The following is a 25,530-nucleotide window of genomic DNA, read 5'->3' as shown; positions in this document are numbered from 1 at the left end:
TGAAAAACATGTTCCGTCAAAACCTACCCACGTACCTGGTGGTCATACTCCTCATTGTGGGAATCAATTTCTTTCTTCCCAGGATGATGCCGGGAGACCCACTCATGGCCATCTATGGGGTAGAAGCGCTTGTTGCCATGACACCGGAATTGAAGGACTCCCTCCTGCGATCCTTCGCCCTTGACAAACCCTTGTGGGAGCAGTTTATCGCCTATCTCCGCCAGCTCGTCCATGGAGACCTCGGGTACTCCTACTACTACGGGGCACCCACGCTGGAAGTTATTCTCGGGCGGCTCCCCTGGACGCTCCTTCTCGTGGGTTCGGCGATCATCCTCTCCACCACATTGGGTGTCCTTCTGGGAATAGAGTCGGGCTGGAGACGGGGGACCGCCCTGGATCGGTCCATGCTTTCCGGTTTCATGGCGCTGAGCGGGTTTCCCGGCTTTTTTCTCGGCATGGTATTGCTCCTCGTATTCGCCGTGACCCTGAGGCTGCTTCCGCTGGGTGGAGCGACCACTGTTTACTCCGGCCTGTCCGGCCCGGCCCTGTATGCCGATGTCGTGAAGCATCTGGTTCTTCCAATCTCCGCCCTCACTCTGGGCCATGTTGCGGGAGACTATCTCCTGACCCGGAGTACCATGGTGACGGTTCTCAAGGAACCATACATTCTCTCTGCTAGAGCCAAGGGCCTCCGCGAGAGGGTCATCTGCTACCGGCACGCCGGGAGAAACTCTCTTCTCCCGGTGGTTACACGCACCGGCGTGCGACTCGGCAGGATAGTAACCGGCACCCTCTTCATCGAGGTGATATTCGCCTACCCGGGCCTTGGAACACTCACATACCAGGCCCTTCTGGCCCGGGATTACGCCGTGCTGCAGGGGATTTTCCTCGTGGTGGCGGTGCTGGTCCTGTTTGCCAATTTTTCCGCGGACCTGCTGTATATCCGGGTGGATCCAAGGATTCGAGATGCACATCACCATTAAAGGCGAGTTCGGAAAAAGTAGCTACGGCAGGACAGGCCTCTTTCTCCTGGCAGCCCTGATGGCCCTGGCGGTTTTCGCACCAGTTGTCGCTCCCTATGGTCCCAATCATCAGACCCGTCTCTCCTTTGAACCGCCCTCATGGTGCCATATCCTTGGAACCAACCACGTCGGCCAGGACAACTGGAGCCGTCTTGTCTACGGTGCCAGGACCTCCCTGCTGGTCGGATTCGGGGTAGCCTTGCTTGCCACGACTATCAGCGCCACCGTGGGAGGTACATGTGGGCTCAAGGGGGGACTCTACGACGCCGTCATGATGCGACTCGCTGACGCTCTTCTGATTCTGCCGGCTGTCGTCATCCTCATAACTATCTCCGCCTACGTGAAGCCGAGGATCTACCTTCTCATCATTCTCATCTCCTCTCTGAGCTGGCCAGGAGGCGCCCGAATCGTAAGAAGCCAGACACTTAGCCTGAAGGAGCGCCCTCACATCTGGGCGGCCAGGTCTTTCGGCGCGAGTACTCGGTATATCCTGCACCGGCACATCATCCCGGATCTCGGCCCGGTGCTGGTTGTCGAATTCATCCATGCCTTCAAGAGGGGCGTCTTTATGGAAGCAGGGTTGGCTTTTCTGGGAATCGGCGACCCCATGGTAGTCAGTTGGGGGACCATAATGAAAAACGCCGTCGACTACAGTTATATGAAGGTCTGGGCCTGCTGGCTGATCCCGGCAGGATTGGCGCTGTCATTCGCCATCCTTTCTCTGACCCTGATCGGACACACCCTCGAACCAGTCATGGAACCCAGGCTAAGGGAGCAGGCCCGTGCTTGACATCAGGAATCTGACCGTCAATTTCGGCGGCCAGGGGATTCTGAACGGAATCGATTTTAGGCTTGAGGCAGGCGGATCCCTCGCTATTGTGGGAGAGTCAGGGGCGGGGAAGACCACGGTGGGCCGTGCCATCATGGGGCTCTGTAGTGGAACCGTGGGGGGAGAGGTCTTTTTCCATGGGCAGGATCTCCTCAGCCTCGATAAGGAGGCCATGAGGAGAATCCGCTGGAACAGGATAGCCATGGTCTTCCAGAATATCAACCAGGTTCTCAACCCGGTCCATAGAGTGATCGACCAGGTGGCCGAACCCATGGTGGAGCATGGTTTCAAAGACAAGAGGGAGGCGAGGGAGCGAGCCGAGGAGACCCTCCTTGAGATGGGGCTTTCAAGAGACCGGCTATGCCTGTACCCGCACCAGCTGAGCGGTGGGGAACAACAACGGGTCCTTCTGGCCATGGCAACCGCCAACCAACCTGAACTCCTGATCCTGGACGAACCCCTTGCCGGCCTTGATGGGTCGAGCCGGTTGAAGATGATCGCTCTCCTGCAGGGACTGAATCTGGGAAGAGGGACTGCTCTTCTCGTCTTCACCCACGATATGGAAACCGCGCTGCGGATCTCCGACCGGATGGCCTCGCTTTATGCCGGGCGCATCATGGAGCTTGGGCCTTCTGAGTCGGTGATCTCTCTGCCGAGGCACCCCTATACAAGGGCCCTGATCCGGGCCTACCCCGATATTGTGACCCCAAAAGATCTCCAGGGGATCAAAGGTAGACTCACCAGACCGGTTGAGGGCTGCCCGTTCCATCCCCGATGCACCCAGGCCGTCGAAATCTGCTCCCGCCAGACACCCCCCTTGACGAACCAGCGAGGAAGAATGCTGGCATGCCATCGAAAAGGAATAATTCCCCTCATGAGGACGGTCGGCCTCACCAAGCGCTTCAGGAATCTCGTGGCAGTCGAATCGGTCGATCTCACAATCTACGGGGGAGAAACCCTCGCCCTGGTCGGACCGAGCGGTTCCGGAAAGAGTACACTGGCCAGAATGCTCGTAGGACTCATCCGTCCTACTCGGGGAAGGATATATCTCGAGGACCGGGAAGCGCAACCAGGCAAGGCATTCTACCGCAGAGTCCAGATGGTATTCCAAAACCCCGGAGACTCTCTGAGCCACCGTCTGACCGTTCTCGATCTGGTCAAAGAACCCCTGGTGGTCCAGCATGCTGTTTCCCGTGCTGAATGCCACAAAAGGGCCTTGGAGGCCATCGGAGAGGCCCAACTACCGGGGGACGAGGAGTTTCTTCGCAGATACCCCCACAGTCTGAGCGGAGGAGAACTACAGCGAGTTGCGATCGCGAGGGCCTTGGTCCTGGACCCGGACCTTCTCATCGCCGACGAGCCGACCTCTGCCCTCGACCCGAGTGTCCAAGCGAAGATCTTGAAGCTGCTCCTCCAGCTTCAAGAAGACAGGGGGCTCAGCCTCCTTTTCATCACCCACGATATTGCGGTGGCAAGGAAGATCAGTGATCGAATCGCCGTAATGTACGAAGGCAGAATAGTCGAACAGGGCCCTGCGGCTGGAATCCTGCAATCGCCGAAGCACCCGTGCACGGAAGGACTGGTTGCCTCGGCCCCTCGCCTCACAGAAAAGCGGCCGAGGTACGGTGACATCCAAGAAACCGGCCTGGATGCGCTCTCTGCTTCCCGATCAGCGGCCACTCCCTGAACCCGGAAGCACCTTTCCAGGACACGACGAAAGGATCTCGGAACAAGGTTCTTCCTCACGGCTCTCGAGGAAAAGGTTCTGGTGGAGGAGAAATCCCCCTGCTCAACAGTTTCAGATAGTCGACCACGTCGCCAAGATCCCTGCCAGAGAGCTTCCATCTGGGCATTACCCGGTCAAAGGATTTCCCGTCCACACCGATCCCCTGGGTCACAGCCCTCCTGATCGACTCGTCCGTGTACCTCTTGTGGGCTTGTCCCTCCCCATTGCCGCCGTAGTCATGTTTTCCCTTTACCAGGACATCATAGCGGATATCAGGGGCGATTTTCAGAGTCGGCCAGATTATGAACTTCCCCCTGCCCCCGGAACCGTGGCAGGCCACGCACCCTAGTCTCCGGCGCCTCAGCCATTTGGGTCCCTTGTCGAAGGCGATCTCGAGGCCTTGATCATTGGTACGCGTATAGTAGATCATTTCACCGTTGCTCCTGAATCGACCCTGAGGGTGGACGACGGCCCAGGGCGTCACCATCCACGAAATCGAAACCAGCGCCACGAGTATCGTTTTTCTCATTACTACCTCCAGTCCCTCCGGGCTGATTCTCTCCAGAAAAGACCCTTTCGTCCTCGCCCGGGGAACGTCCGGTTATTCCTTCATGATCCCACCGAATCTGGCCTCGATCCGCCTTTTCAGTGACTTTGCTCTCCGGAAATAGGCCATGGATGTGGCATTGGACTCTTGTTTGTAGTACTCGGCCTGGTCGAGGAGAAAGGCGTACCGATCGATCATGCCGATCAATTCCCGCTGAGCCTCGTGGCTGAGCCCGTTGAACCCCTCCTCATCCACCATCCGTCCCAGGTAGGGATGATCGCCTGCAGCCTTCTCGAAGAGAAGTTTCGGGGATATCGCCCTTGCCAGGCGGAAGCCCACATTTCGGCGCCGGGTTCCCGCGGGGGAATAGCTGCGGCGCGAATGTGACCGGCAGTCCCCGGTGGGGCTGTCATACCCGCCGCCACGAAGTACCCGGAATGAGACCCTGGAGCGTCCCTCGGCGGTCGTAAGCGCACCGGGAGGATAGTCGCCATGCCAATCCTGGCACCATTCCCAGACGTTCCCATGGACGTCGTATAGGCCCCAGGGATTCTGCTTGAGCTCCCCCACGGGATGGGTCCTTCCCCTCGAGTTTTCCTTGTACCACGCGTACTGGCTGAGCCCGTCCTCTTCGTCGCAGAATCCATAGTCGTTTCCAGACCCCGCAAGGCAGATGTACTCCCATTCCGCCTCTGTGGGAAGTCGAAAAACTTCCTCCCCTTCCAGGCGGTTCAGCCGCCTGATGAACTCCTGGCAGTCGTGCCAGGAAACCTGTTCCACCGGAAGGTCGGGATCACCCCTGAAGTGGCTCGGATTCTTTCCCATCACTGCCTGGTATTCCCTCTGGGTCACTTCGTACCTGCCGATCAGGAAAGGCTCGACCTCCACCCAATGGCCGGGTTCCTCCGTTTTGTATGGGGTCGGCCACATCATGTATCTCCCACCGGGGATCCTCACCATGTTGGCTTCTATTCTCTTCAAAACACCGCCCCGAGCTGTCTCGGGTCTTGCCCGAGGCTCAGGGTACATAGAAACGAGTAAGACCAGGATCCACAACCATCCCACACGGCACAGCAGCATGCGATCTTTCCTCATTCCCCTCCCCCTGTTCCGGATCGGTGCAAGTTCCATCTGCTTATTACCACGTCCATGCTCCGCGCTCATGGTGAAGGGCTCTCCTTGTAGGGTCAATCCTGGCTCTCCCTCGTCGAACAGCCGTAAACCGGTCTGCCAAAGGGGGCCTCTGACCACGACCGGACCCGAAATCCGGGCTTTTCAACTACCTACCGCGACCCTCGCGAGGTTTGTTCATCCAATAGAACAGGACCGGGATCAGAATCAGGTTTGCCAACGTTGCCGTGATCATCCCGCCCACTGTGGGAACCGCAATCGGTTTCATGACCTCGGAACCGGTCCCGGTCGAGAACATCACGGCCATAAGGGCCAGAATCGTGGTAGCCGTGGTCATTACGATCGGTCTCACCCTTAACAGGGCGGCCTCGACCACGACCTCTTTCAGAGGCCTGTTGTTCTCCTCGGATTTCCTGCGTTGTGCAAGGTATTCCACCATCACCACTCCTGCTTCGACTGCCACACCAAAAAGGGCAATATAGCCGACCCATACGGCCGTGGAGAACTTGAAGCCCAGAACAAACTGGAGCCATATGCCTCCTACAAAGGCAAACGGCACTGCAAGAAGCAGAATGACCGCCGCAGAGACGGAGTGGAACTTCATGTAAAGGAGCATGAATATGGCGATGATGCAGATGGGAAGAACGATCATCAGCCTCTTCCTCGACTGGACTTCGTATTCGTACTGTCCGCTCCACGTTATGAAATAGCCCGGCGGGAACCGCACTCTTTCCCTGATAACCCGATCGGCCTCTTTCACGAAGTCCACAATTCCGGTCTTTTCCGTGTCCACATCGATGAAGATCCTGACATAGAGGAGGGTGTCCTCACTGGCGATCTTTGCAGGCCCGGGCACCCTGGTGATGCGGGCCAGCTGACCCAGCGGGACCTGATATCCGAAAGGCGAAGGAACCATCACCCTTTTTGTTGCTTCAACGCTGTCCCTGAGTTCGCGCATATATCTCACGCGAACCGGATAGCGTTCCCTCCCCTCCACCGTGGTGGTGATGTTCATGCCTCCCAGGGCGGTCATGATGAGCAACTGGACATCCCCTACCCTGATACCGTGCCTGGCAATTTCCTTGCGGTCTATCTCGATCTCCAGGTAGGGCTTGTTCCCCACACGCTCGGCGTATGGGTTGAGGGCGCCGGGAATCGTACGGACCACCCTCTCGATTTCCACGGCGATCTTCTCGATCTTCTTGAGGTCCGAGCCGAAAATCTTGATTCCTACAGGTGTCTGAATTCCCGTAGAGAGCATGTCGATCCGGTTCCGGATCGGTTGGGTCATGATGGGGCTCACACCGGCCACCTGTGTCCTCTCAATGATCTCCTTGACCAGTCGGGCCTTGGTCATCCCTGGACGCCATTCAGACTGAGGCTTGAGGATGATGATCGCCTCGACCATCCCGACGGGCGCCGGGTCGGTCGCGGTCTCGGCGCGGCCCAGCTTTCCCACAGCCGTCACCACTTCGGGCAGGGCCTGTATGATCGAGGTCTGTTTTGTCAGGATCTCCTTCACCTGGGTGAGGGAGGCCCCTGGAAGAAACAGCGGCATGTACAGGAGATCGCCCTCATTGAGTGGAGGCATGAACTCGCTTTTGATTCCCGGCAGGGCGGCCTCCATTCTGCCGAACACCCTGTGGGCCCCCGGGATTCCGTCCAGGGGGAGGACCTTGGAAAGGGGACCTACCACAACCTTTGCTCCCATCATGGGCAACAGGCTGACAGCTACGAAGGAGACCGAAAAGACCACGACCAGGAATCTGTGGGTCAGACTGAATCGAAGCACAGGGCGATAGACCCATTGCAGCAACCGGGTCACAGGGTGGCCCTCGGGCGGCTTCATCCGCTTCCCGAGCACCAGCACGCACAGAAGCGGGATGATGGTGACCGAGAGAACCGCCGCGCTTCCCATGGCCGAAATCGTCGTCAAGGCGAGGGGTTTGAAGAGTTTGCCGGATTGACCGGTCAGGGTGAAGATGGTGACAAATGCGACGATAATGATGAGCATGGAGAAAAAGATGGGGCCTCCCACCTCTCTGGCCGCATCGAGAACGACCTCCGATTTCGCCTTTTTGCGGCCGACCGTGCCGAGTTGCCTCGCTATGTTCTCGGTCATCACGATTCCCGCATCCACCATGACGCCGATGGAAAGGGCGAGCCCACCAAGAGACATGATGTTGGAAGGGACCTTCAGCACGTACATCACGAGGAATGACATGAGGATGCCCACGGGCAGGATGACCGAGATGATGAAGCTGCTCCGGATCTGGCCCATGAAGAGGAGAATCACCGCCACCGCGATGAGCAAGGCCTGTATCAGAGCGGTCTTGAGGGTATCGACCGCCCTCTTTATCAGGCCGGACCTGTCGTAATAGCCGAGAACACGGACTCCCGGGGGCAAACCGGTCTTGATATCTTCGATCTTCGCCTTGACACCATCGATCACCTTGAGGGGATTCTCTCCATAACGCATCAGCACGATCCCACCCACCGTTTCGGTGCCGTCCTTGATGAGGGCTCCACGACGGAACTCGGGTCCCAGCGAAACCTGACCGATGTTTTTTATGTAAATAGGGACTCCCCCGTGGGCTCCGATCACGATATTCTCTATGTCCTCGGTGTCCTTTATGAACCCCAGGCCCCGGACGATCAGTTCCGTCCCCCCCTCCTCGATGACCTTGGCCCCCACGTCGATGTTGCTCTCTTTGACCGCTCTGATGAGTTTCGCCATACCGATCCGGTAGGAGAGCATCCTGTTCGGATCCACATCGATCTGGTACTGCTTTACATAGCCTCCCACGCTGGCCACCTCGCTCACTCCCTTGACGGCTGTGAGCTGGAACTTGACAAACCAGTCCTGGATCGATCGCAACTCCGCCAGGTTATACTGGGAGCGGACCAAGGGCCGGCCGTCCTTGCGGCACCTTCCGGGGCTGCTATAGGTCTCGTTGGGGTGATCCGGGCAGTAGTACCCGTTTTCGATCGTGTACCAGTAGATTTGGCCGAGGGCCGTGGCATCAGGGCCCAAGACCGGGACCACGCCGGCAGGAAGGTCCTTGAGGGCGAGGTTGATTCTCTCCAGCACCCTGGTCCGGGACCAGTAGAAATCGATCTTGTCCTCAAATACGATGTTGACCATGCCGAAGCCGAACATGGAGTTGGACCGGATCACCTCCACACCGGGAATCCCCAGCATGTTGATGGTCAAAGGATAGATCACCTGGTCTTCGACATCCTTCGGACTCCTGCCCGGCCAATCTACAAAGACGATCTGCTGGTTGACGCCGATATCCGGGATGGCATCGATGGGAGCATTCCTGGCCGCCCACAGACCGGTTCCGACTATCGCCAACAGAAAGACGATCACGATAAACCGGTTTGCCATGCACCAGGCGATGATCCTGTCGATCACGACTTTTCACTCCAGGCCGTCGGCCTGTCCTTTTGCAAAAGAAGTCCAATCCGCGAGGCGGACTTCTTTTCCAGGCCGGGACTAGGGAAACACGGGCTTTCAGTTCATACCCTTGTGTCCACCCCCGAGACTTCCGCCGAATCCCCCGGTCGTCCCTCCGCCGATCGTGCTCTGAGAGTCGATCAGGTAATTGGCGGAAACCACTATTTCCTCGCCTTCCTTGAGCCCTGAGAGCACGGGAACATAGCCGCCGGCCCTCGGGCCAACCCTGACTTCCACGGGTTTGTACCTGCCCTTTTCCAGCTCGACGTAGACGAGCTTCCTGACGCCCGTGTCCAGGACGGCCGTGTAAGGGATCGAGAGAACCGGCTTCTGCTTCTCCAAGGGGATTTTCAGCTTGACTTCCACGAACATCCCCGGTTTGAGCTTGAGCCTGGCATTGGCCACATCCATCCGCACCTTGACCGAGCGGGTCTTGGTGTCGAGGAACGGATCGATGAACGAAACCTTTCCCGTAAACCGCTTTCCAGGATAGGCCGGCGTAGCGATGGAAACCTTCTGGCCTCTTTTCACCCAGGCCATCTCGAATTCATAAACATCCGCCAAAGCCCAGACCACCGAGAGATCGACAATGGTGTAGAGGGGATCCCCTGTCTTTACATACTGGCCCTCGCTGACCCGCTTCTCGATCACCGTCCCTCCGATGGGAGCATGTATGGTCATCTGGGGATTGATCCGCCAGGTCTTTTCCATCTCATCGATCTGCCGCTCCGAAATGCCCCAGAGGAGAAGTCTCAGTCTGGTTGCATTGAGGAGGTCGCTGGCCGATTGAATTGCCTCCTCGTTACCCCCGGCCTCCATCCTCTCCTTGGTTTCGAGGGCCAGGAGATACTCCTGTTGAGTGGATACCAATTGAGGGCTGTAGATGTCTGCCAGGGGATCCCCTTTCCTAACAACGACCCCTGTGAAATCCACATAGAGGCGGTCTATTCTGCCGCCGATCCACGCAGAGACAACCTTCACGCGCCTCTCGTCGTAAGTGATCTCACCCACCGTCTGTATCTCCTTAGCCAAACGCCTGTACTGGACCGGCTCGGTTCTGATGTCGCTGAGTTTCACCGTTTGAGGATTCAGGCTTACCGTATCTTTGGGTACAGCCTTCACACGGCCCGTGTCGGCTCCGGCCTCGGAGCCCGGATGCACGGCCTCCCCCTCGACTTCCTGGGGGCCTGTCTGAACGGAAGCCTCGGCGGCCTGGGCCTTCTCCTCTGCCGGGGCCCTCGGCACCCTCCCTGTCGACCGGGAGGCCTCCATAAGCCGCCACGCCCCAACGGCCAAGAGGAGCAGAATCACGGCCAAGGAGGAAAAAACGAGTGTCCTCCTTCTATCTGGTTTTCTTTTCTCCCCCATGATTATTCCCCCCTGTAACGCCTGCCTTTCCAGGACGGTATTCGGCCAGTTCGATACCCACGGCCCTCTCGAGATCGGCAATGCGCTTCAGATAATCGGTGTAGGCCTGCCAGTAGCCGAACTGAATCTGGAGGAGTATTCTTTCAGCATCCAAGAGGTCAAGGAAGCTCACGGTTCCAGTGATGTAGCCGGCCTCTGCCGATTTCATGGACTGTTCGGCCTGTGGGATCAACACGTTCTCGTACAGGTCCATCGTTTCTCTGGCCGTTTGGATTCTGAAGTAGTTGTCTTTCACTTCAAAGAGGGTCTGATTCAGTGTGGTACGATACTGACTGCTCCGGGCCTGGATCATTTCAAGGGCACTTTTGGCCTGAGACGAGAGCTTCCTCTGCCATATCGGGATATTGATGCCCACCATGATGCTCAACGCGTCCTTCCCGTTATCCTCGACATCCGCTGTCCTCTTGCCCACCTGCAGGTAGTTGGCCCCGATGGTCAGATCCGGAAAGTATTCCCTCTTAGCCAGGTCATACGCCCGTTCACTCTCCTCGATCAAGGCCTTTGCAGCCCTCAGCTCCTGGCGGTGCTTTCTGAGCAGTTCGAACAGCTCCTGCTGTTGAAATGGAAAATCCTTCAGTTCCGGCTGCTCCGGCTTCCCCAGCGGCCGGTCCGGCGGTTGATTGAGCAGAGTATTCAGCCTCGCCTCGGCGGTCTGCTTCTGGTTGTTCAGAGCAAGGAGCCTGTCCATGAGTTTGCTGGTCTCTACGTGTACCTTCAGTATGTCCTGCTGCAACCCTTTCCCTGTCTGGTATTTGGCACTTGCGGTTCTCTCAAACCTCTTCAAAAGGCTCTTTTCGCGATGGGTGATGTCGATGATCGTCGAAATATAGAAGAGATCGTAGAAGGCCCTTTTTACCTGGCGGATAACCTCCATCTTCAGGGCTTCATAGGATTCCTTGAGTGCCTCGGCTTCCTTGACGGCCATCTCGCCGCGAAGGCGTCTCTTCCCGAAAAACGGAAAGGTCTGCTTCAACCCGAATCCCTGCTCTATCGGTCCCACACGGGTCTCAACACTGTCTGCATAGTACGTGTATGAAAACTCGGGGTCTGGAAGCGCCCTGCGGGCCCTTATGACCGCCCGTGCGCTCTCCCACCTTTTCCTGGCAGCAATGACATCGGGGTTGTTCTGCAAAGCCTCAGCTATGAGCCCGGACAACTCGAGTCTTTGACTGGCGCTGCCTTGAGCACAGGCCTCCATCGCCGTGGAAGATAGAAAAAAAAGCAACAAGATCCCCGAAAAAACTACAGCGAATCTCTTCATGTCCCCCCCCTTGTTGGATCAGAAATGAAGACCATGTACTTATGAGTATAGCACATGTCGACAATCTCCAGGCATTGAAGGAACTGGGATCCACTCCACAAAGAGTGCTCTCGAGCCTCTCATGCAGTCACTGCTAATTTGCCCCCTCCCTTCGGAGCCGTGTCCACGTTCCCTGCGATGTTGCGGAGTCGAACAGAACCGCAGGATAGAGGCCTGGGTCTCGACCTGCAAGAGTTTTGAGAAGGGATGGGCATCAGGTTTCTCTGAGGCTCAACCGGTTTCAGGAAGGGTTGCAACCTCCGGATTTGATTCACCGTAATTCTCAAGGAGGCGTGCTACGATCTCTTCTCTGGCCAGCCCCTCCTTTTCCATCGCTTTGACGAGTTGATAGGCGGAAAACAGGGAAGAAGGACCGATCTCGGATGAGAAGGTGGGAATCCCCTGCATCCAGACCAGGAGGGCGAATACCTCGTCGAGCTGTTCTACGGTCACCCCGGCCGCATAGGCCTTTACCAATTCTCGGGTGGCCTGCCGGAGCCGGCCAGCCCCGACACCTACGCCCAAAGCCACAAGGTAACGCCATTTCTGATCAAGGGCATCGCTCTCTCGTTTCCAGACGATCTGCCAGAACTGGGAACCGACACGGGCCAAATCGGAATCGATCCGCTTCAGGCCCACAAGGCCTGTGGGATGGAGGGGGGGCTTGCCTTGGGCTTTCATGGCCAATCTCCTTTCCTCTCGGTGGCTTCTCCATTCGTCGAACCTTTTTCCTACTAACATACAATTGGTGAGAAAAAGATTCCTTGATCAAGGTCAAATGATCTCCATTAGAATATCGAAACCGTACTTTCCAGGCCAAGGAGCCGGAAACCGAAGCGAACGAATCCTTCCCCGCCTCCCGATTCGAGAGCAATCCATGCCTTGGCAGAGAGTGGAAAACCGCAGGGAGCCTGGAAGGCTTCCCGGAAGTTTCACATCCGGGAAGCCAGGAATATTAATAGGCCGAGCGCATCCAGCCCGTGTTCTTGTCCACCAGGATTTTGTCTACAAGAGAACCGTCCTTGGTCACGATCTCGGCCTCAAAGACGTTACCCTTGTCCTCTACCCTTCCCAGTTTCAGGTTCGGGTTTCTCAAGGAGTTCAGATAGTTCTCCAGGATCCGCTTGGCATCCTTCTCGCCCATGGGTTTCTCGGGTTGTCGCCCTTCGGGACCATAGCCTCTGCCCATCATTCCAGGACCCATCATCCCAGGTCCCATCCCGTATCCCGGACCCATCATTCCCGGGCCCATGCCGTAACCACGCCCCATCATTCCGGGACCCATTCCATATCCACGGCGTCCCATCATGCCGGGGCCCATCCCATATCCAGGTCCCATCATGCCTGGACCCATCCCCCTGCCCATCATACCTGGGCCCATGCCGTAACCTCCCGGTCCGATGGGGCGTCCGCACCAGGGACAGTACCACCACCCTCCATAGCCGCCTCGGGGACCCATCATTCCGGGACCCGTTCCATATCCCGGTCCCATCATGCCGGGGCCCATCTGGGCCTCTGCCTGAACTGCAAAAAAGGCCAGCCCCACAACCAGGGCCAGAACAAACAGGCCCTTTTTCATCCTCTTTGCGTCTCTCATCTTGAATCTCCTTTCTCGGATTCTCGCTGTTGGAAAAATGGGTCTGGACCGCGGTCCCACACCACCCGTTCAGGATCCACGGACACAGGCCTACCCCGTATCTTTCGTATCCTCTCCAGCAAAGTTTTCAGGGTCTTCGGAAAACCTGTTCCTGCAACCGACAGCACAGAAATAATAGGTCTTGCCTTCATACTCGTAAGTCGCTGCGGCCTTGCTTTCGTCGACTTGCATACCGCAGACAGGATCGATCGCCATCGTTATCACCTCCTTCTCCATCCTGTTTCCGTCTCCAGCCCTTTTCCCGGCCGGTCCAGGGGTCCTCCCGGTCACGGAGAAGGCTTTATCCGAATTCTTCCTTTACAGGCCGCCTTTCCCGGCCTGGGCCAACGGGGTACTCAAGTATCTCTCCCCTGTGTCCGGCAGAACCACGACGATCAGCTTTCCCCTGTTCTCCTCCCTCTTTGAAACCTCAAGAGCCGCCCAGACGGCCGCGCCTGACGAGATGCCGCACAGTATCCCCTCCTCCCTTGCCAGTCTCTGGGCTGTCTCAAAGGCGTCGCCGTTGCTCACCTGGATGACCTCGTCGATGATACCGGTATTGAGCACGTCAGGAACAAAGCCCGCCCCGATCCCCTGGATCTTGTGAGGACCGGCCTTCCCGCCCGACAGTACCGGAGAGCCCGCCGGTTCCACACCGACCGCCTTGAACCCGGGCCTCCGGGGCTTGATAACCTCGGCAACCCCGGTGATGGTCCCGCCCGTTCCGATTCCAGCCACGAGGATGTCCACCTTGCCGTCGGTGTCTCTCCAGATCTCTTCGGCAGTGGTCTTGCGGTGAACCTCTGGATTGGCCGGATTCTTGAACTGTTGGGGCATAAACGCATTGGCCGTCTCTTTGACAAGAGCTTCGGCCTTTCTGATGGCCCCAGGCATTCCCTCGGGACCCGGGGTCAAGACCAGTTCCGCCCCGAGTATCTCGAGCAGATTCCGCCGCTCGATGCTCATGGTCTCGGGCATCGTGAGAATCAACCGATATCCCTTGGCCGCCGCCACAAAGGCGAGGGCAATACCGGTGTTTCCGGAGGTGGGCTCGATGATGACCGTCCCCCTCCCGATGAGTCCCTCTCTTTCTGCAGCCTCTATCATGCTCACCCCGATCCGATCCTTAACGCTCGAAAGAGGGTTAAATGACTCGAGCTTTGCCGCCATCACCGCCCCACTTCCCGCGGCAATCCTGTTCAACTTGACCAGGGGGGTGTTTCCGACTGTCCGGGTGATGTCGTCATATATGTTTGCCATGCTCTGTCCTCCTTTACAGGGTCTCTCAGGTCGAAAGCATGGGCGGCTTGAACCGCCTCAAGCGCAAGGCGTTGGTCACCACGGTTACCGATGAAAGACCCATGGCAGCTGCGGCAAAGATGGGATTGAGCAGAACCCCGAAAAAGGGGAAAAGAATGCCCGCCGCCACCGGTATAAGAGTGGTATTATAGGCAAAGGCCCAGAAGAGGTTCTGCTTGATGTTTCTGATCGTGGCCTTGCTCAGGGCGATGGCCGTCACTACACCTCGCAGGTCTCCGCTGATCAGGGTTATATCCGACGACTCCATGGCCACATCCGTGCCCGTCCCGATGGCGATACCCACGTCCGCCTGGACCAAGGCAGGAGCGTCGTTGATCCCGTCCCCCACCATGCCGACCTTCTTGCCCTCGGCCTGTAGTTTCTTGACTTCCTTGGCCTTTTCCTCGGGCAAGACCTCGGCAAGCACCCGGTCGACCCCGATCTCCCGCGCGATAGCCTCAGCCGTCCTCCGATTGTCACCGGTCATCATCACGACCTCGATCCCCATCCTATGAAGAGCCTCCACAGTCTCCTTTGAGCTCTCCTTGAGCGTGTCGGCCACCGCTACTATGCCGGCCGCCTTTTGGTCGATGGCCACGAACATGGGTGTTTTCCCCTGGCCGGAAAGCTCGGCTGCGGCCCTGTCCAGCCCGTTCAGCCGTATCCCGCGCTCCCCCATAAGCTTCTCGTTCCCCATCACAACGGTCTTTCCATCGATGGTCGCCTCGATCCCGTGGCCCGCAACGGCGTGAAAATCCTCCGCCTCGGCCAGAGTTATGTTTTCCTCTCTGGCCTTGTTGACGATGGCCTCCCCGAGGGGATGCTCTGACCCCTTCTCCGCAGAGGCGCAGTAGCGGAGTATCTCCGATTCGTTTTGACTCCCAAAGGCCACAATATCTGTCACCGAGGGCTCGCCTCTGGTCAGGGTCCCGGTCTTGTCCATGACAACGGTCGTGAGCTTGTGAGCCGTCTCAAGGGCCTCCCCCCCGCGGATGAGCACCCCGTTTTCAGCCCCTCTTCCGGTTCCCACCATGATGGATGTGGGCGTGGCCAGACCAAGGGCGCAGGGACAGGCAATGATGAGCACGGCCACAAAATTGAGCACGGCATAAGTGAGGGCAGGAGCCGGTCCGAAAAAGTACCAGACAAAGAAAGTCAGAACCGCGATGCCGATCACGGCCGGAACGAAATAGCCGGCAATCACATCGGCGAGCCGTGCGATAGGAGGCTTTGAGCCCTGGGCCTCCTCAACCATCTTGACGATCTGGGCAAGCATCGTATCCTTGCCCACCTTGGTCGCCTCGAGCCTGAAGCTTCCCGTCTTGTTGATCGTGGCTCCAATCACTCCGTCTCCTGGATTCTTCTCCACCGGGATGGATTCGCCCGTGATCATCGATTCATCGACCGAGGAATGGCCCTCCCTGACAATCCCATCGACAGGGATCTTCTCACCGGGCCGAACGATCACAGAATCGCCGATTGCGACCTCTTCAACCGGAATATCCACCTCCTTGCCGTCCCTCACTACCCGGGCCGTTTTTGCCTGTAGTCCTATGAGCTTCTTGATGGCCTCCGAGGTCTGACCCCTGGCCCTCGCCTCAAGGAGCCTGCCCAAGAGAATCAGCACGATAATGGCCCCGGCCGTGTCGAAATACACCTCGCCTGCGAGTCCCTGAGCCGCAAAGAGCCACGGGAAAAAGACAACCAGGACACTGTACAGGTAGGCGGCCGAGGTGCCCACGGCAATCAAGGTATTCATGTCCGTAGACCCGTGTCTGGCAGCCTTCCACGCCCCGACGTAGAACTGCCAGCCCACCCAGAACTGGATGGGGGTCTCAAACAGGAGCTGAAGGTAGAAATCGGCCTCCCTGCTGAGATCGTATAGACGGGATAGACCCAGGGGCCTCCAGTAGGCCAGAAGGAAGACGGGGATAACCAGAACAAGACCCGTGACAAACTTCTGTTTCAATCTGGCGTAAGCAGCCTCCCTGGCCGCCTTTTCCCGATCCACAACATCCTCGCCCCCGGCCGCCTCAACCTCGAGTACCTCGTAACCCGCCTCGCCGACAACCCTCCGGAAATCCTCGATAGAGACAGCACCAGGAATGTACCGGACCGTGGCCCGCTCCGTGGCGAAGTTGACGGTAGCCTCCACAACACCCTCGAGCCTCCCCAGGGCCTTCTCCACCTTCTCGACACAGGAGGCACAAGACATACCATGAACCGGGAAGGTGATCTTCTCCAGTCCCGCCTCGTACCCCAGGTCCTTGACCGTGGCTACAAGGTCCCCTATGCTGACCCGAGACGGATCAAAGGTGATAGAGGCCCGCTCCGTGGCGAAGTTGACCTTGACATCCACGATACCGCTCATCCCGGAAAGCCCCTTCTCGATCTTTGCCACGCAACTCGCACAGCTCATCCCCGTGATGGGAAGTTCGGCCTTCTTCAGCTTCTCCCCTGCCGGTCCGGCGGGCCCCTTCTGCCCGGGTCCGACCTCGTCTTCTTCCCTCAGGTACCTGTCCGGCGAGGCATCGAACTTCTCCTTACAGGCGGGGCTGCAAAAATAGATCAGCCGACCCTCATGAACACTCATGGCGGCAGCATGGGGTATCTCCACGGTCATACCGCAGACAGGGTCCACGGCCTCCCCCCACTCCCTGGACCCGGCGAGGTATTTGTCCGGATTCTTCTCAAATACCTCCCTACAGTAGTCGGCGCAAAAATAGTAGTCGGTCCCCTGATAGGCCGCCCTGGCGGGCGCCGCCTTCTCATCCACGATCATTCCACACACAAGATCGATGGCCATACGACTCATCCCCCTTATTCGGTTGCTCGGCCTTTCCCATGCCGGCCGAGACCAGGAGTCCTATTCTGGATTATATTACGTCAAGGGTCTCGAATTCACCCCCTCCGAAAAACGCTCTTCTTCTCTCATCTCCCCTCTCCACCGGCCTGCCTATTGTGGGGGGTTGATTTTCCGAGGCCTCTCGGGTCAGAATATCGAGTGGAGGTGTTTCGCTGATTCTGTAATCTGTTTATTTCCACCGTGCCCCTGGATGAAACGGCAGTCTCATAGGAGGACTCACAAATGGGATTTATGGGTGTTTTCTGGGTCGCCCTTGTCGTCGTGATACTCGTCCTGGCCTGGCCGCGCCTCACACATGACACAGGGGAACGAAATCCAGGGGAATCACCCCTCGATATCCTGAAGAAAAGATACGCCAGGGGAGAGATCGGCAAAGAGGAATTCGAGGAAAAAAGAAGGGATTTGATCTAGGGATCCCACGAAACCGGTCAGGAAGGACCTAGCTGGCACGGCCTTGGGGAAATCTTCCAAGACCGAATTGAGTTCCAGACTGGAGGTGTACCATGAAGTTCGCATTGCGTTTGCTCTTGTGGTCTACGATTTTTCTTCCCTTTGTCTTAGAAGGCGAAGCCCTCGCCCAATGGCGGGGATATGGCGGATGGGGTATGGGCCCGGGAATGATGGGTTGGGGATACGGTATGGGGTGGTTTGGAATGATCCTCATGGCCGCTTTTTGGATAGCCGTGATAGTGGGTATCGTCTTCCTCATCCGGTGGCTCGTCCTGTCGGCCCGTGGAACAAGCCACACCGGGAGCTCAGGAGAGTCGCCCCTGGAAATCCTCAAGAAGAGGTACGCTCGGGGCGAGATCAACAAGGAGGAGTTTGAGGAAAAGAAGAGGGATTTAATTTGATGAGCGAGGGGTCCATGGAACGAGTCAAGAAGTATGCCTTTACCACGACTCTGGACGAGCCCTATGAAGAGGCGGTTGCCAGGACAAGGGAAGCTTTGAAAGAGGAGGGCTTCGGGGTATTGACTGAGATCGACGTGAAGGCGACCCTGAAAAAGAAGCTCGACGTCGATTTCAGAAGGTATGTGATCCTGGGGGCCTGCAACCCGCCATATGCGTACCGGACTCTTCAGGTTGATCTCGATGTAGGGCTTCTTCTTCCCTGCAATGTGATCGTTTACGAGACCGATGACCGGAAGACGTATGTCTCGGCTCTCAACCCTGTGTCAGGCTTGCAAGTCATCGAGAGCGAAGAGCTGAAAAAGATCGCCCGAGAAGTCTCGGAAAAGCTGAGAAGGGTCGTTGACAGAGTTTCTAAAGGCTAATAGACTGGATACTCATAGGCTCCTGGAAAAGACAGTTACGGGACCGCATCCTGGACCGAGGGGGCAGAGTGCAGATGGCTTTCACGAGAAAGAGATCTCCACTGTTCGTTGTTCTCCTGGTGGCCCTGGCCTTTGGTTCAGTGTATACCTCGTTCGGGCCACCAGATCACGGGGTTTTCTCATCTTCGAAACACGGCGGCTGTCTCATCTTAAGCCATTCACCGATCCTCACGGAAGCCGGGTTACCGGTTATTTTTGTCTTACCACAGGTGGGGGTATCCCTGCTCGGGCAGTCCATTTCGCCCGCAGAAGGATACGGCCCCTCTCTTTTCAGACCTCCCAGGCTTTGTTCCCAAATCCCTGAGAGCAACCAAGTCGCGGCCTAGAGAGCGGGATGCGGCCGTCTTGGGGCAAAGGCCGGGCCAAGCCCGTAGTCCGGGCGCCCTCGATGCCGACAAGGGCCGGTTGATCACGGTCGTCCGAGAAGACGGCAAGATCCGCCCGTACGAGAACCGGGAGAACCAGGATGATGGATGGATCTAAAGCAAACATTTGGGAGGGAACCGTTGAGGGATTGGACTGTGCAGACTGCGCCGCCACCTTGGCAAAGGAGATCGAGAAGCTCAGAGGAGTGAAATCCGTGTCCCTAAGCTTTGCCACATCCAAGCTGAGGATCGAATACGACCCCGGTCTCACCGGGGAGAGGCAGATAGCCAGCAAGATCGGACGATCAGGCTACAAGCTCGTCCAGTCGGGCCGGTACAGCCATGTGGTGCTTGCCGTGGAGGGAATGGACTGCCCTGAGGAATCGACGATAATCGAAAAACAACTGAGAAAGCTCCCCGGTATAGAGGACGTGCAGTTCAATCTAATAGCCCAGGAAGTAAGAGTACGGTACGACTCGGTCCGTACCGGGCCCGACCAGATGATTCAGGCGGTCAGCCGGGCCGGAATGAAAGGCAGGCTGAAAGGGCGGAAAAGGCCGGTCGAATCCTTCTGGCAGCGTCGAAAGCAGTTGGTTCTGACCGCTCTTTCAGGGGGCTTCATCCTGGCTGCTCTCGGCTTCTCCTGGGCCGGGTATCCCCACAGGATTACCGATCCCCTCTATGTCGCGGCAATTGTTATGGGAGGGTACTTTATCGCCAGAAGGGGATTCACGGCCCTGATGAACCTCAGCCTGGACATGAATTTCCTCATGACGGTTGCAGTGGCCGGAGCGGCCGTCATCGAGCAGTGGCTGGAGGGGGCCACGGTCATGTTTCTTTTTTCAGTGGCCAACCTCCTTCAGAACTACACGATGGACAGGGCCAGAAACGCCATCCGATCCCTCATGGATTTGTCTCCCAGGGAGGTCACGGTCAAAAGGAAGGACCGCGAAGAGAAAATCTCTCCCGAAGAGGTTCGACTCGGTGAGACGATCATCATCAGGCCCGGGGAAAAAATCGGGCTGGATGGTCGCGTCGCGGACGGAAACTCCTGGGTCAACCAGGCCCCGATCACCGGAGAATCCATGCCTGTGGCCAAACAGCCTGGGGATCCCGTGTTTGCCGGAACCATCAATCAAAAGGGCTCCCTGGAAGTGGAGGTCACGCATGTCTATCAGGATACCACCCTCTCAAGGATCATCCATATGGTGGAGGAGGCCCAGGCCCAGAAAGCCCCTTCCCAGAGCTTTGTAGACGAGTTTGCCAGGTACTATACCCCTATTGTAATCGCAGGGGCTGCTCTGGTGGCGGTGATCCCTCCCCTTGCCTTTGGATATCCCTTCGATGTCTGGTTCTACAGGTCACTGGTTCTTCTGGTCATCGCCTGTCCCTGCGCCCTGGTGATCTCCACACCGGTCTCCATCGTCTCGGCCCTCAGCGCGGCGGCTCGCATGGGAATCCTCATAAAGGGAGGTGTCTATCTCGAGGAGGCCGGGGCATTGAAGGCCGTCGCCTTCGACAAGACAGGAACCCTCACCGAGGGGGTTCCAAGGGTGACGGATGTGATCGCTCTGAACAAGGAGCCCCTGGAGAGAATTCTCGGTACCGCAGCCGCAATCGAGTACCGGTCCGAACATCCTCTGGGCCTGGCCATTGTCGAAGAAGCAGGGCGAAGGGGCCTAGAGTACCCGAAGGCCACCGGCTTCCAATCCATTACCGGCAAGGGAGCAAAGGCAAGAGTGGGGGGAAAGACCTTCTACATAGGCAGCCACCGTCTCTGCGAGGAGCTCGGAAAATGCAGTCTTGAGATCGAATCAAGGTTACTCGATCTCGAAAGGCAGAAGAAGACAGCCGTTATCCTGGCCAGCGAAGACCGGGCGCTGGGGATCATCGCCATTGCCGACCAGGTCCGGGCCGAAAGCCCCTCGGCCATCGAGCAGCTCAAGGCCGAGGGGGTGGAGAAAGTCGTCATGCTCACCGGCGACAGCAGGGCAACGGCCGAAGCCATCAAGGCATCCCTTCCTATCGACGAATACCATGCGGAGCTGCTGCCCGAGGACAAGGCGTCGATCGTGAGGGATCTGATGGAAAGGTACGGCAAGGTCGCCATGGTGGGCGACGGGGTCAACGATGCACCCTCCATGGCAGTCGCAAGCGTGGGGATCGCCATGGGAACGATCGGAACGGACACGGCCCTGGAGACGGCAGACATCGCGCTCATGACCGACGATCTCTCCAGGCTGCCCTTTGTGATCCGGCTGAGCAGGAAGACACTGGGCATCATAAAACAGAACATCACCCTCGCACTTCTGACAAAGGCGGTTTTCATCGGTCTTGCCATTCCCGGGTTGGCCACCTTGTGGATGGCAGTTGGGGCGGATATGGGGGCTTCGCTTCTGGTGATCTTCAACGGACTCCGGCTTATGGCTCCAAAACAGCGCCGGATCAAGCCTGTATAGACTTTGCGAGGAAGGAACACGATCATGAACAGCGAGGTCTTGGTACGACTTGCCTTTTTCTCCGGGATCTTTGTTGGGGTGGCTATCTGGGAATTGCTTGCACCCCGGCGCACCCTGACCACCTCCAAGGGCATGCGATGGTCCGGTAACCTGGCCGTTACCTTTCTCAATTCTCTGGTGGTGCGTCTACTGTTTCCAGTAGTGCCCGTGGGCATGGCCCTGGTGGCTGAGCAAAGAGGGTGGGGAGCGTTGAACAATACGGGCCTGCCCCACTGGCTCGAAATAGTCGCCGGAGTGGCAGTGCTGGATCTTGTCATCTATCTCCAGCACGTGATGTTTCATGCGGTCCCGGTGCTGTGGCGCCTGCACATGATGCATCATGCGGACCTGGATTTTGACGTGACTACAGGGCTGCGCTTCCATCCAATCGAAATCATCCTATCCCTGGGGATCAAACTCGCCACAGTAGTCGTATTGGGTCCGCCTGCCGCGGCGGTACTCATCTTCGAGGTACTTCTGAACGGAACGTCAATGTTCAATCACGGTAATATCAGCCTTCCCCGAGGGGTTGATCAAAGGCTCAGGCTCCTGGTCGTCACCCCTGACATGCACCGGGTCCATCATTCCGTGGCGATACGAGAAACCAACAGTAACTTCGGTTTCAACCTGCCCTGGTGGGATCGTCTGATGGGAACGTACCGGGACCAGCCTGCCCGGGGACACGAGGGCATGACTATCGGCCTTTCTCAATTCCGCGACGCCAGGCGCCTGACCCTGCCCTGGATGCTGGCTCTCCCGTTCACCGGCAAACCCGGCGAGTATACCCTCAACCGCCAGGGCAGAGAGCCTCTCGGGGGAGGCAGATAGAGGATGGAAAAGCAGTCTTGCATGTTGTTAACCTTACAATTGTTCCGCTTTTCAAGAGGATAACGCCGTTGCCCAGCCGTGACGAGCCTATGGGTGTTTTTCCCTCGGCCCTATGAAAAAAAACAGGTGAATATTCCTTCAGGTACACTAAAATGGGACGGCAAAGAATCCAACCACAAGGGGCTTGTTTTCAACACGTAGTTAAGGAGCTTCTCACCCGAAAAGAGTAAAAGCGAGGGATTGATGAACCCACCAGGTCAAATTCATACTGCAAAGGTATATTTGGATTGCAATGCCAGCACCCCCATTGCCCCGGAAGTGGGCGATGCCATGCGGCCGTTTCTTGTGAACGACTTCGGGAACCCTTCGAGCCAACACTGGGCCTCGGAGCGCGCAAAAGAGGCCGTCGAAAATGCTCGTATGCAAGTAGCGCGGCTTTTGGGGTGCGATCTCACAGAGGTGGTCTTTACCAGTGGGGGAAGTGAATCCAACAACCACGCCATCAAGGGGGTCTTTTACGCCAACCAGAGTCGAGGGAACCACATCATCACAACCCAGGTGGAACATCCGGCCGTCATAAATCCGTGCCGGTTTCTGGAGAAGCTTGGTGCAAGAGCAACATACCTGCCAGTCGATCGTTTTGGGCGTGTTGACCCCCAACATGTCAGGCGCGCCCTAACGCCTCAGACGATTCTTGTGAGCGTCATGCATGCCAACAACGAGGTGGGCACGGTTCAGCCGATCCGTGAGATTTCGGAAATCGTCCGGAGCCATGGCATCCTCTTCCACACAGACGCGGCCCAATCCGTGGGCAAGATACCGGTGAACGTGGATGATCTCGGTGTTGACCTCCTTTCGGTGGCGGGGCACAAGGTTTACGGGCCAAAAGGAGTCGGGGCGCTCTATGTCCGCAAAGGGACGCAGATTGAACCTCTGATCCACGGGGCAGGCCACGAGGGAGGACGGCGCGCGGGAACCGAGAACGTGCTTCTGATTGTGGGGCTCGGAAGGGCCTGTGAGCTTGCCGAAAATTGGGTCGGAATGGGTTCCGTAAGATCTCTTAGAGACCTTTTTTGGAGCCGTATTCAGGAAATGTTCGGGGCGGGTGTGGTTCTCAATGGTCACCCGACCGAACGACTTCCAAACACGCTCAACGTAGGCTTCGCCGGTCGGGTCGGTGCAGAAATTCTGGCCGGGCTTACCGGGGTGGCCGCCTCCACGGGTTCCGCCTGTCACGAGGGCTCAGTTGAACTCTCTCCTGTGCTGAAAGCCATGGGGCTCGACCCTCGAGTCGGCATGGGGGCCATCCGTTTCAGCCTGGGACGGGACACAACCGAAGAAGAAATCGATTATGTGGCATCGCTCCTGGAAAAAAAGAAGACACCTTCGGCGGTGTTCTGAACAATTGAACCGGATCTGCTACATGGCATAGCTATCGCATCGGAAAGGGAGCCAGAGGGCTTACTTTGAGACGATTCCGGTTTTCTCGCGTACCAGAGACAGGTCTCTTGTTCTTGTCCTTTTTCCTGAATTTCTCTTGGGAGGTTGTCCATACGTATTTCTATACATTGAAGGATTCTGATTTTAATGCCATGCTATACGGATGGCTTCATTGCACCTTTGGAGATGTCATGATCACTCTCGCATCTTTCTGGCTTGTCTCCTTGATGGCTCGGAACCGTAGATGGTTCCTTGAATTGAACATGAGGAATTTTGCCGGCTTTGTGATGATCGGAGTGATTTACACACTGTTCAGCGAGTTGACGAATGTTCAGATTTTTAGATCCTGGGGCTATAATGAATCGATGCCCGTTATCCCATTGGTCAGGGTGGGCCTCACTCCCGTCCTTCAATGGCTGGTAATCCCTTCGGCCACGATCTTTTTGTTAAGATGCCGTCTGTTACCACTTCTAGAGACGGCAAGAAACCACCCACCCAAAACAGGCACCGGCTCCTTGCCGGATGCTTCTGATGAGAGAGGCGGTACGTTATCACACTGAGGTAATCGAACCTCCAGAGCCATTTTCCCACCCTATACTTTCCCCGGAGACCCGGGAGCGGATCAGGCGGGCGTTGACGGCAATCTCGAATCAATAAGGAATCCGGATCCGGCCTACCTCGTTCCCTCCTGCCACCCGGCCGACCCTGTCCCGATCACTATGAGATCATACTCCTCTGCCATGGGATTACCCCTTTCAGCAACTTCGATTCTCTGTTTCACCCGAGCCCCCCAACTACTCCCCACAATGCCCCGCCCGGGTAACTGCTCAACGGCTTCGGCTCTGAATCCAATCCGGTTGAGCTATCCTGTCTGGAGCTTACGTCACGAATCGGCCTTGACTGCGTGCCCTGTAATGTCGAGGTTGCATGCCTGATGCGCGGAGCACCAAGCCTCGCATTTTTCGGCCCATTCCTTTTCCCTGTAAACAAATCCGCATCTTCCACAGACATACTCCTTGGTCCCATCTTCTTTCCTTATCTCCTCCACGAGGCCCTCCATTTAACCTTATTTGCCGCGGTTTTTTTCGAATGGACCGAGCTTAGTCTCCAAAAGCCTATTGACTAATGCCGTTTCGTAACATCTCCCCACTCGATCCGGTTAACAGCCAGAGAGAGCCTCTCATCCCGGGACCGGTACTGACCAATAATCCCGGAGCCATGACGAAAATAAGCCCCAAGAGAAACACCGGGCACTGACCAATCGAGAAAACAACGAAGACAGAGTCTGCCTCCGGTTCCTGGATCCCTGATCTTAGTCTAGCCCATTTTGAAGAGAAGATTCCACCAGAGGCAGCCGGCAGGAGTCCGTAAGACAGCCAAACTGCAGAGCATGGATCTGTGGGACCAAATCCCGGGGATGCAAAAAGAGATATGACCCTTCAATTTTCCTAAGATACACCGTGATTCTAGGACGAAATACCAAGCCGCTCTAGAACCTCAGTCCCATTTCTTATCTCAATCAATTCGGGTACCTGCAGCATATTGTATTCACAAAAGCCACGACTATCCGCTGCGTTGCCTATGCTCTTTGTCGTTGACTGATGCATATTTTCAGGTTCTTCGCCGGGTTTGGTTCACTTCTTTCCGTTTTCCTGCATCTCCTTTTTCTGCCTCTCGCCTTGACCCTGATCGTATCGCCGGCCTCAAAAAGGGCCCCATCCACTTCACCCGTCACCGTCAACATGACTTCGCCCGTAGTTCCGTTCAGATATTCGATCAGCGCCCGTCTACTGAATTTTACCATCAGGTCAGCGATGCGGTC

20 protein-coding genes are annotated in these 25,530 nt (G+C 57.0%); 9 read left to right on the top strand and 11 right to left on the bottom strand.

Annotated elements, in window-relative coordinates; all coding sequences use genetic code 11:
- Window positions 1-8: 8 nt before the first annotated feature.
- The 3 genes from JRJ26_11355 to JRJ26_11345 are packed head-to-tail and all read left to right on the top strand — an operon-like array spanning window position 9 to window position 3,538.
- Window positions 9-983, top strand: coding sequence for an ABC transporter permease (locus tag JRJ26_11355; protein ID MBW2058082.1), 975 nt, complete (start codon window positions 9-11; stop codon window positions 981-983).
- Window positions 967-1,812 carry an ABC transporter permease gene (locus tag JRJ26_11350; GenBank protein MBW2058081.1) on the top strand — a complete coding sequence of 282 codons (846 nt, stop codon included), beginning with the start codon at window positions 967-969 and terminating at the stop codon, window positions 1,810-1,812. Before JRJ26_11355 ends, JRJ26_11350 begins: the two co-directional genes overlap by 17 nt.
- Complete coding sequence (locus JRJ26_11345; protein MBW2058080.1) at window positions 1,805-3,538, top strand: ABC transporter ATP-binding protein; 1,734 nt, start codon at window positions 1,805-1,807, stop codon at window positions 3,536-3,538. The genes JRJ26_11350 and JRJ26_11345 overlap by 8 nt, the downstream gene beginning before the upstream one ends.
- A gap of 55 nt (window positions 3,539-3,593) precedes the next feature.
- Here the strand turns inward: JRJ26_11345 and JRJ26_11340 are convergent, their stop codons facing one another.
- The 10 genes from JRJ26_11340 to JRJ26_11295 all read right to left on the bottom strand — a co-directional run bounded on the left by JRJ26_11340 (window position 3,594) and on the right by JRJ26_11295 (window position 17,160).
- The gene (locus JRJ26_11340) at window positions 3,594-4,106 is read right to left on the bottom strand and encodes a cytochrome c (protein ID MBW2058079.1); all 513 of its coding nucleotides are present in this window, start codon (window positions 4,104-4,106) and stop codon (window positions 3,594-3,596) included.
- A 72-nt stretch (window positions 4,107-4,178) separates the two neighbouring features.
- Entirely contained in the window at window positions 4,179-5,219 is a 1,041-nt protein-coding gene (locus JRJ26_11335) for a formylglycine-generating enzyme family protein (GenBank protein ID MBW2058078.1), read from the bottom strand.
- Between the two features lie 184 nt (window positions 5,220-5,403).
- A complete protein-coding gene (locus JRJ26_11330) occupies window positions 5,404-8,673 on the bottom strand; it encodes an efflux RND transporter permease subunit (protein ID MBW2058077.1) in 3,270 nt (1,089 codons plus the stop codon).
- A 99-nt stretch (window positions 8,674-8,772) separates the two neighbouring features.
- Window positions 8,773-10,083 carry an efflux RND transporter periplasmic adaptor subunit gene (locus tag JRJ26_11325; GenBank protein MBW2058076.1) on the bottom strand — a complete coding sequence of 437 codons (1,311 nt, stop codon included), beginning with the start codon at window positions 10,081-10,083 and terminating at the stop codon, window positions 8,773-8,775.
- A complete protein-coding gene (locus JRJ26_11320) occupies window positions 10,058-11,404 on the bottom strand; it encodes a TolC family protein (GenBank protein ID MBW2058075.1) in 1,347 nt (448 codons plus the stop codon). Before JRJ26_11320 ends, JRJ26_11325 begins: the two co-directional genes overlap by 26 nt.
- A gap of 270 nt (window positions 11,405-11,674) precedes the next feature.
- The gene (locus JRJ26_11315) at window positions 11,675-12,124 is read right to left on the bottom strand and encodes a carboxymuconolactone decarboxylase family protein (GenBank protein MBW2058074.1); all 450 of its coding nucleotides are present in this window, start codon (window positions 12,122-12,124) and stop codon (window positions 11,675-11,677) included.
- 274 nt (window positions 12,125-12,398) lie between these two features.
- Window positions 12,399-13,040 carry a hypothetical protein gene (locus tag JRJ26_11310; protein MBW2058073.1) on the bottom strand — a complete coding sequence of 214 codons (642 nt, stop codon included), beginning with the start codon at window positions 13,038-13,040 and terminating at the stop codon, window positions 12,399-12,401.
- Window positions 13,041-13,130: 90 nt separating this feature from the next.
- Entirely contained in the window at window positions 13,131-13,295 is a 165-nt protein-coding gene (locus tag JRJ26_11305) for a YHS domain-containing protein (GenBank protein MBW2058072.1), read from the bottom strand.
- Between the two features lie 102 nt (window positions 13,296-13,397).
- The gene (cysK, locus tag JRJ26_11300; protein MBW2058071.1) at window positions 13,398-14,339 is read right to left on the bottom strand and encodes a cysteine synthase A; all 942 of its coding nucleotides are present in this window, start codon (window positions 14,337-14,339) and stop codon (window positions 13,398-13,400) included.
- 25 nt (window positions 14,340-14,364) lie between these two features.
- Window positions 14,365-17,160, bottom strand: a complete 2,796-nt coding sequence (locus tag JRJ26_11295; protein ID MBW2058070.1) for a heavy metal translocating P-type ATPase — start codon at window positions 17,158-17,160, stop codon at window positions 14,365-14,367.
- 306 nt (window positions 17,161-17,466) lie between these two features.
- Between JRJ26_11295 and JRJ26_11290 the strand changes: the two genes are divergently transcribed.
- The 6 genes from JRJ26_11290 (at window position 17,467) to JRJ26_11265 (ending at window position 23,669) form a co-directional block, all read left to right on the top strand.
- Window positions 17,467-17,655 carry an SHOCT domain-containing protein gene (locus JRJ26_11290; GenBank protein MBW2058069.1) on the top strand — a complete coding sequence of 63 codons (189 nt, stop codon included), beginning with the start codon at window positions 17,467-17,469 and terminating at the stop codon, window positions 17,653-17,655.
- 206 nt (window positions 17,656-17,861) lie between these two features.
- Window positions 17,862-18,095, top strand: coding sequence for an SHOCT domain-containing protein (locus JRJ26_11285; GenBank protein MBW2058068.1), 234 nt, complete (start codon window positions 17,862-17,864; stop codon window positions 18,093-18,095).
- Window positions 18,096-18,109: 14 nt separating this feature from the next.
- Complete coding sequence (locus tag JRJ26_11280) at window positions 18,110-18,517, top strand: DUF302 domain-containing protein (protein ID MBW2058067.1); 408 nt, start codon at window positions 18,110-18,112, stop codon at window positions 18,515-18,517.
- Window positions 18,518-19,091: 574 nt separating this feature from the next.
- Window positions 19,092-21,401, top strand: a complete 2,310-nt coding sequence (cadA, locus tag JRJ26_11275; protein ID MBW2058066.1) for a cadmium-translocating P-type ATPase — start codon at window positions 19,092-19,094, stop codon at window positions 21,399-21,401.
- 24 nt (window positions 21,402-21,425) lie between these two features.
- A complete protein-coding gene (locus tag JRJ26_11270; protein ID MBW2058065.1) occupies window positions 21,426-22,268 on the top strand; it encodes a sterol desaturase family protein in 843 nt (280 codons plus the stop codon).
- Window positions 22,269-22,511: 243 nt separating this feature from the next.
- Window positions 22,512-23,669 carry a cysteine desulfurase gene (locus tag JRJ26_11265; GenBank protein ID MBW2058064.1) on the top strand — a complete coding sequence of 386 codons (1,158 nt, stop codon included), beginning with the start codon at window positions 22,512-22,514 and terminating at the stop codon, window positions 23,667-23,669.
- Between the two features lie 922 nt (window positions 23,670-24,591).
- On the opposite strand, the gene JRJ26_11260 is transcribed toward JRJ26_11265, so the two are convergent.
- A complete protein-coding gene (locus JRJ26_11260; protein MBW2058063.1) occupies window positions 24,592-24,756 on the bottom strand; it encodes a hypothetical protein in 165 nt (54 codons plus the stop codon).
- Window positions 24,757-25,530: the final 774 nt, after the last annotated feature.

This window comes from Deltaproteobacteria bacterium (assembly GCA_019308905.1).
In the GTDB taxonomy this organism is placed as follows: domain Bacteria; phylum Desulfobacterota; class BSN033; order WVXP01; family WVXP01; genus JAFDHF01.
This window is presented reverse-complemented; position numbering and strand designations above follow the sequence as displayed.

Excerpts from the sequence above, each read along its gene's own strand:
- JRJ26_11315 (MBW2058074.1), bottom strand. The coding sequence starts at position 12,124 with ATGAAAGCCCAAGGCAAGCCCCCCCTCCATCCCACAGGCCTTGTGGGC.
- JRJ26_11270 (MBW2058065.1), top strand. The coding sequence starts at position 21,426 with ATGAACAGCGAGGTCTTGGTACGACTTGCCTTTTTCTCCGGGATCTTT.
- JRJ26_11295 (MBW2058070.1), bottom strand. The coding sequence starts at position 17,160 with ATGATCGTGGATGAGAAGGCGGCGCCCGCCAGGGCGGCCTATCAGGGG.
- JRJ26_11320 (MBW2058075.1), bottom strand. The coding sequence starts at position 11,404 with ATGAAGAGATTCGCTGTAGTTTTTTCGGGGATCTTGTTGCTTTTTTTT.
- JRJ26_11280 (MBW2058067.1), top strand. The coding sequence starts at position 18,110 with ATGGAACGAGTCAAGAAGTATGCCTTTACCACGACTCTGGACGAGCCC.
- JRJ26_11265 (MBW2058064.1), top strand. The coding sequence starts at position 22,512 with ATGAACCCACCAGGTCAAATTCATACTGCAAAGGTATATTTGGATTGC.
- JRJ26_11335 (MBW2058078.1), bottom strand. The coding sequence starts at position 5,219 with ATGAGGAAAGATCGCATGCTGCTGTGCCGTGTGGGATGGTTGTGGATC.
- JRJ26_11310 (MBW2058073.1), bottom strand. The coding sequence starts at position 13,040 with ATGAGAGACGCAAAGAGGATGAAAAAGGGCCTGTTTGTTCTGGCCCTG.
- JRJ26_11285 (MBW2058068.1), top strand. The coding sequence starts at position 17,862 with ATGATGGGTTGGGGATACGGTATGGGGTGGTTTGGAATGATCCTCATG.
- JRJ26_11325 (MBW2058076.1), bottom strand. The coding sequence starts at position 10,083 with ATGGGGGAGAAAAGAAAACCAGATAGAAGGAGGACACTCGTTTTTTCC.
- JRJ26_11290 (MBW2058069.1), top strand. The coding sequence starts at position 17,467 with ATGGGATTTATGGGTGTTTTCTGGGTCGCCCTTGTCGTCGTGATACTC.
- JRJ26_11305 (MBW2058072.1), bottom strand. The coding sequence starts at position 13,295 with ATGGCGATCGATCCTGTCTGCGGTATGCAAGTCGACGAAAGCAAGGCC.
- cysK (MBW2058071.1), bottom strand. The coding sequence starts at position 14,339 with ATGGCAAACATATATGACGACATCACCCGGACAGTCGGAAACACCCCC.
- JRJ26_11340 (MBW2058079.1), bottom strand. The coding sequence starts at position 4,106 with ATGAGAAAAACGATACTCGTGGCGCTGGTTTCGATTTCGTGGATGGTG.
- JRJ26_11350 (MBW2058081.1), top strand. The coding sequence starts at position 967 with ATGCACATCACCATTAAAGGCGAGTTCGGAAAAAGTAGCTACGGCAGG.
- JRJ26_11355 (MBW2058082.1), top strand. The coding sequence starts at position 9 with ATGTTCCGTCAAAACCTACCCACGTACCTGGTGGTCATACTCCTCATT.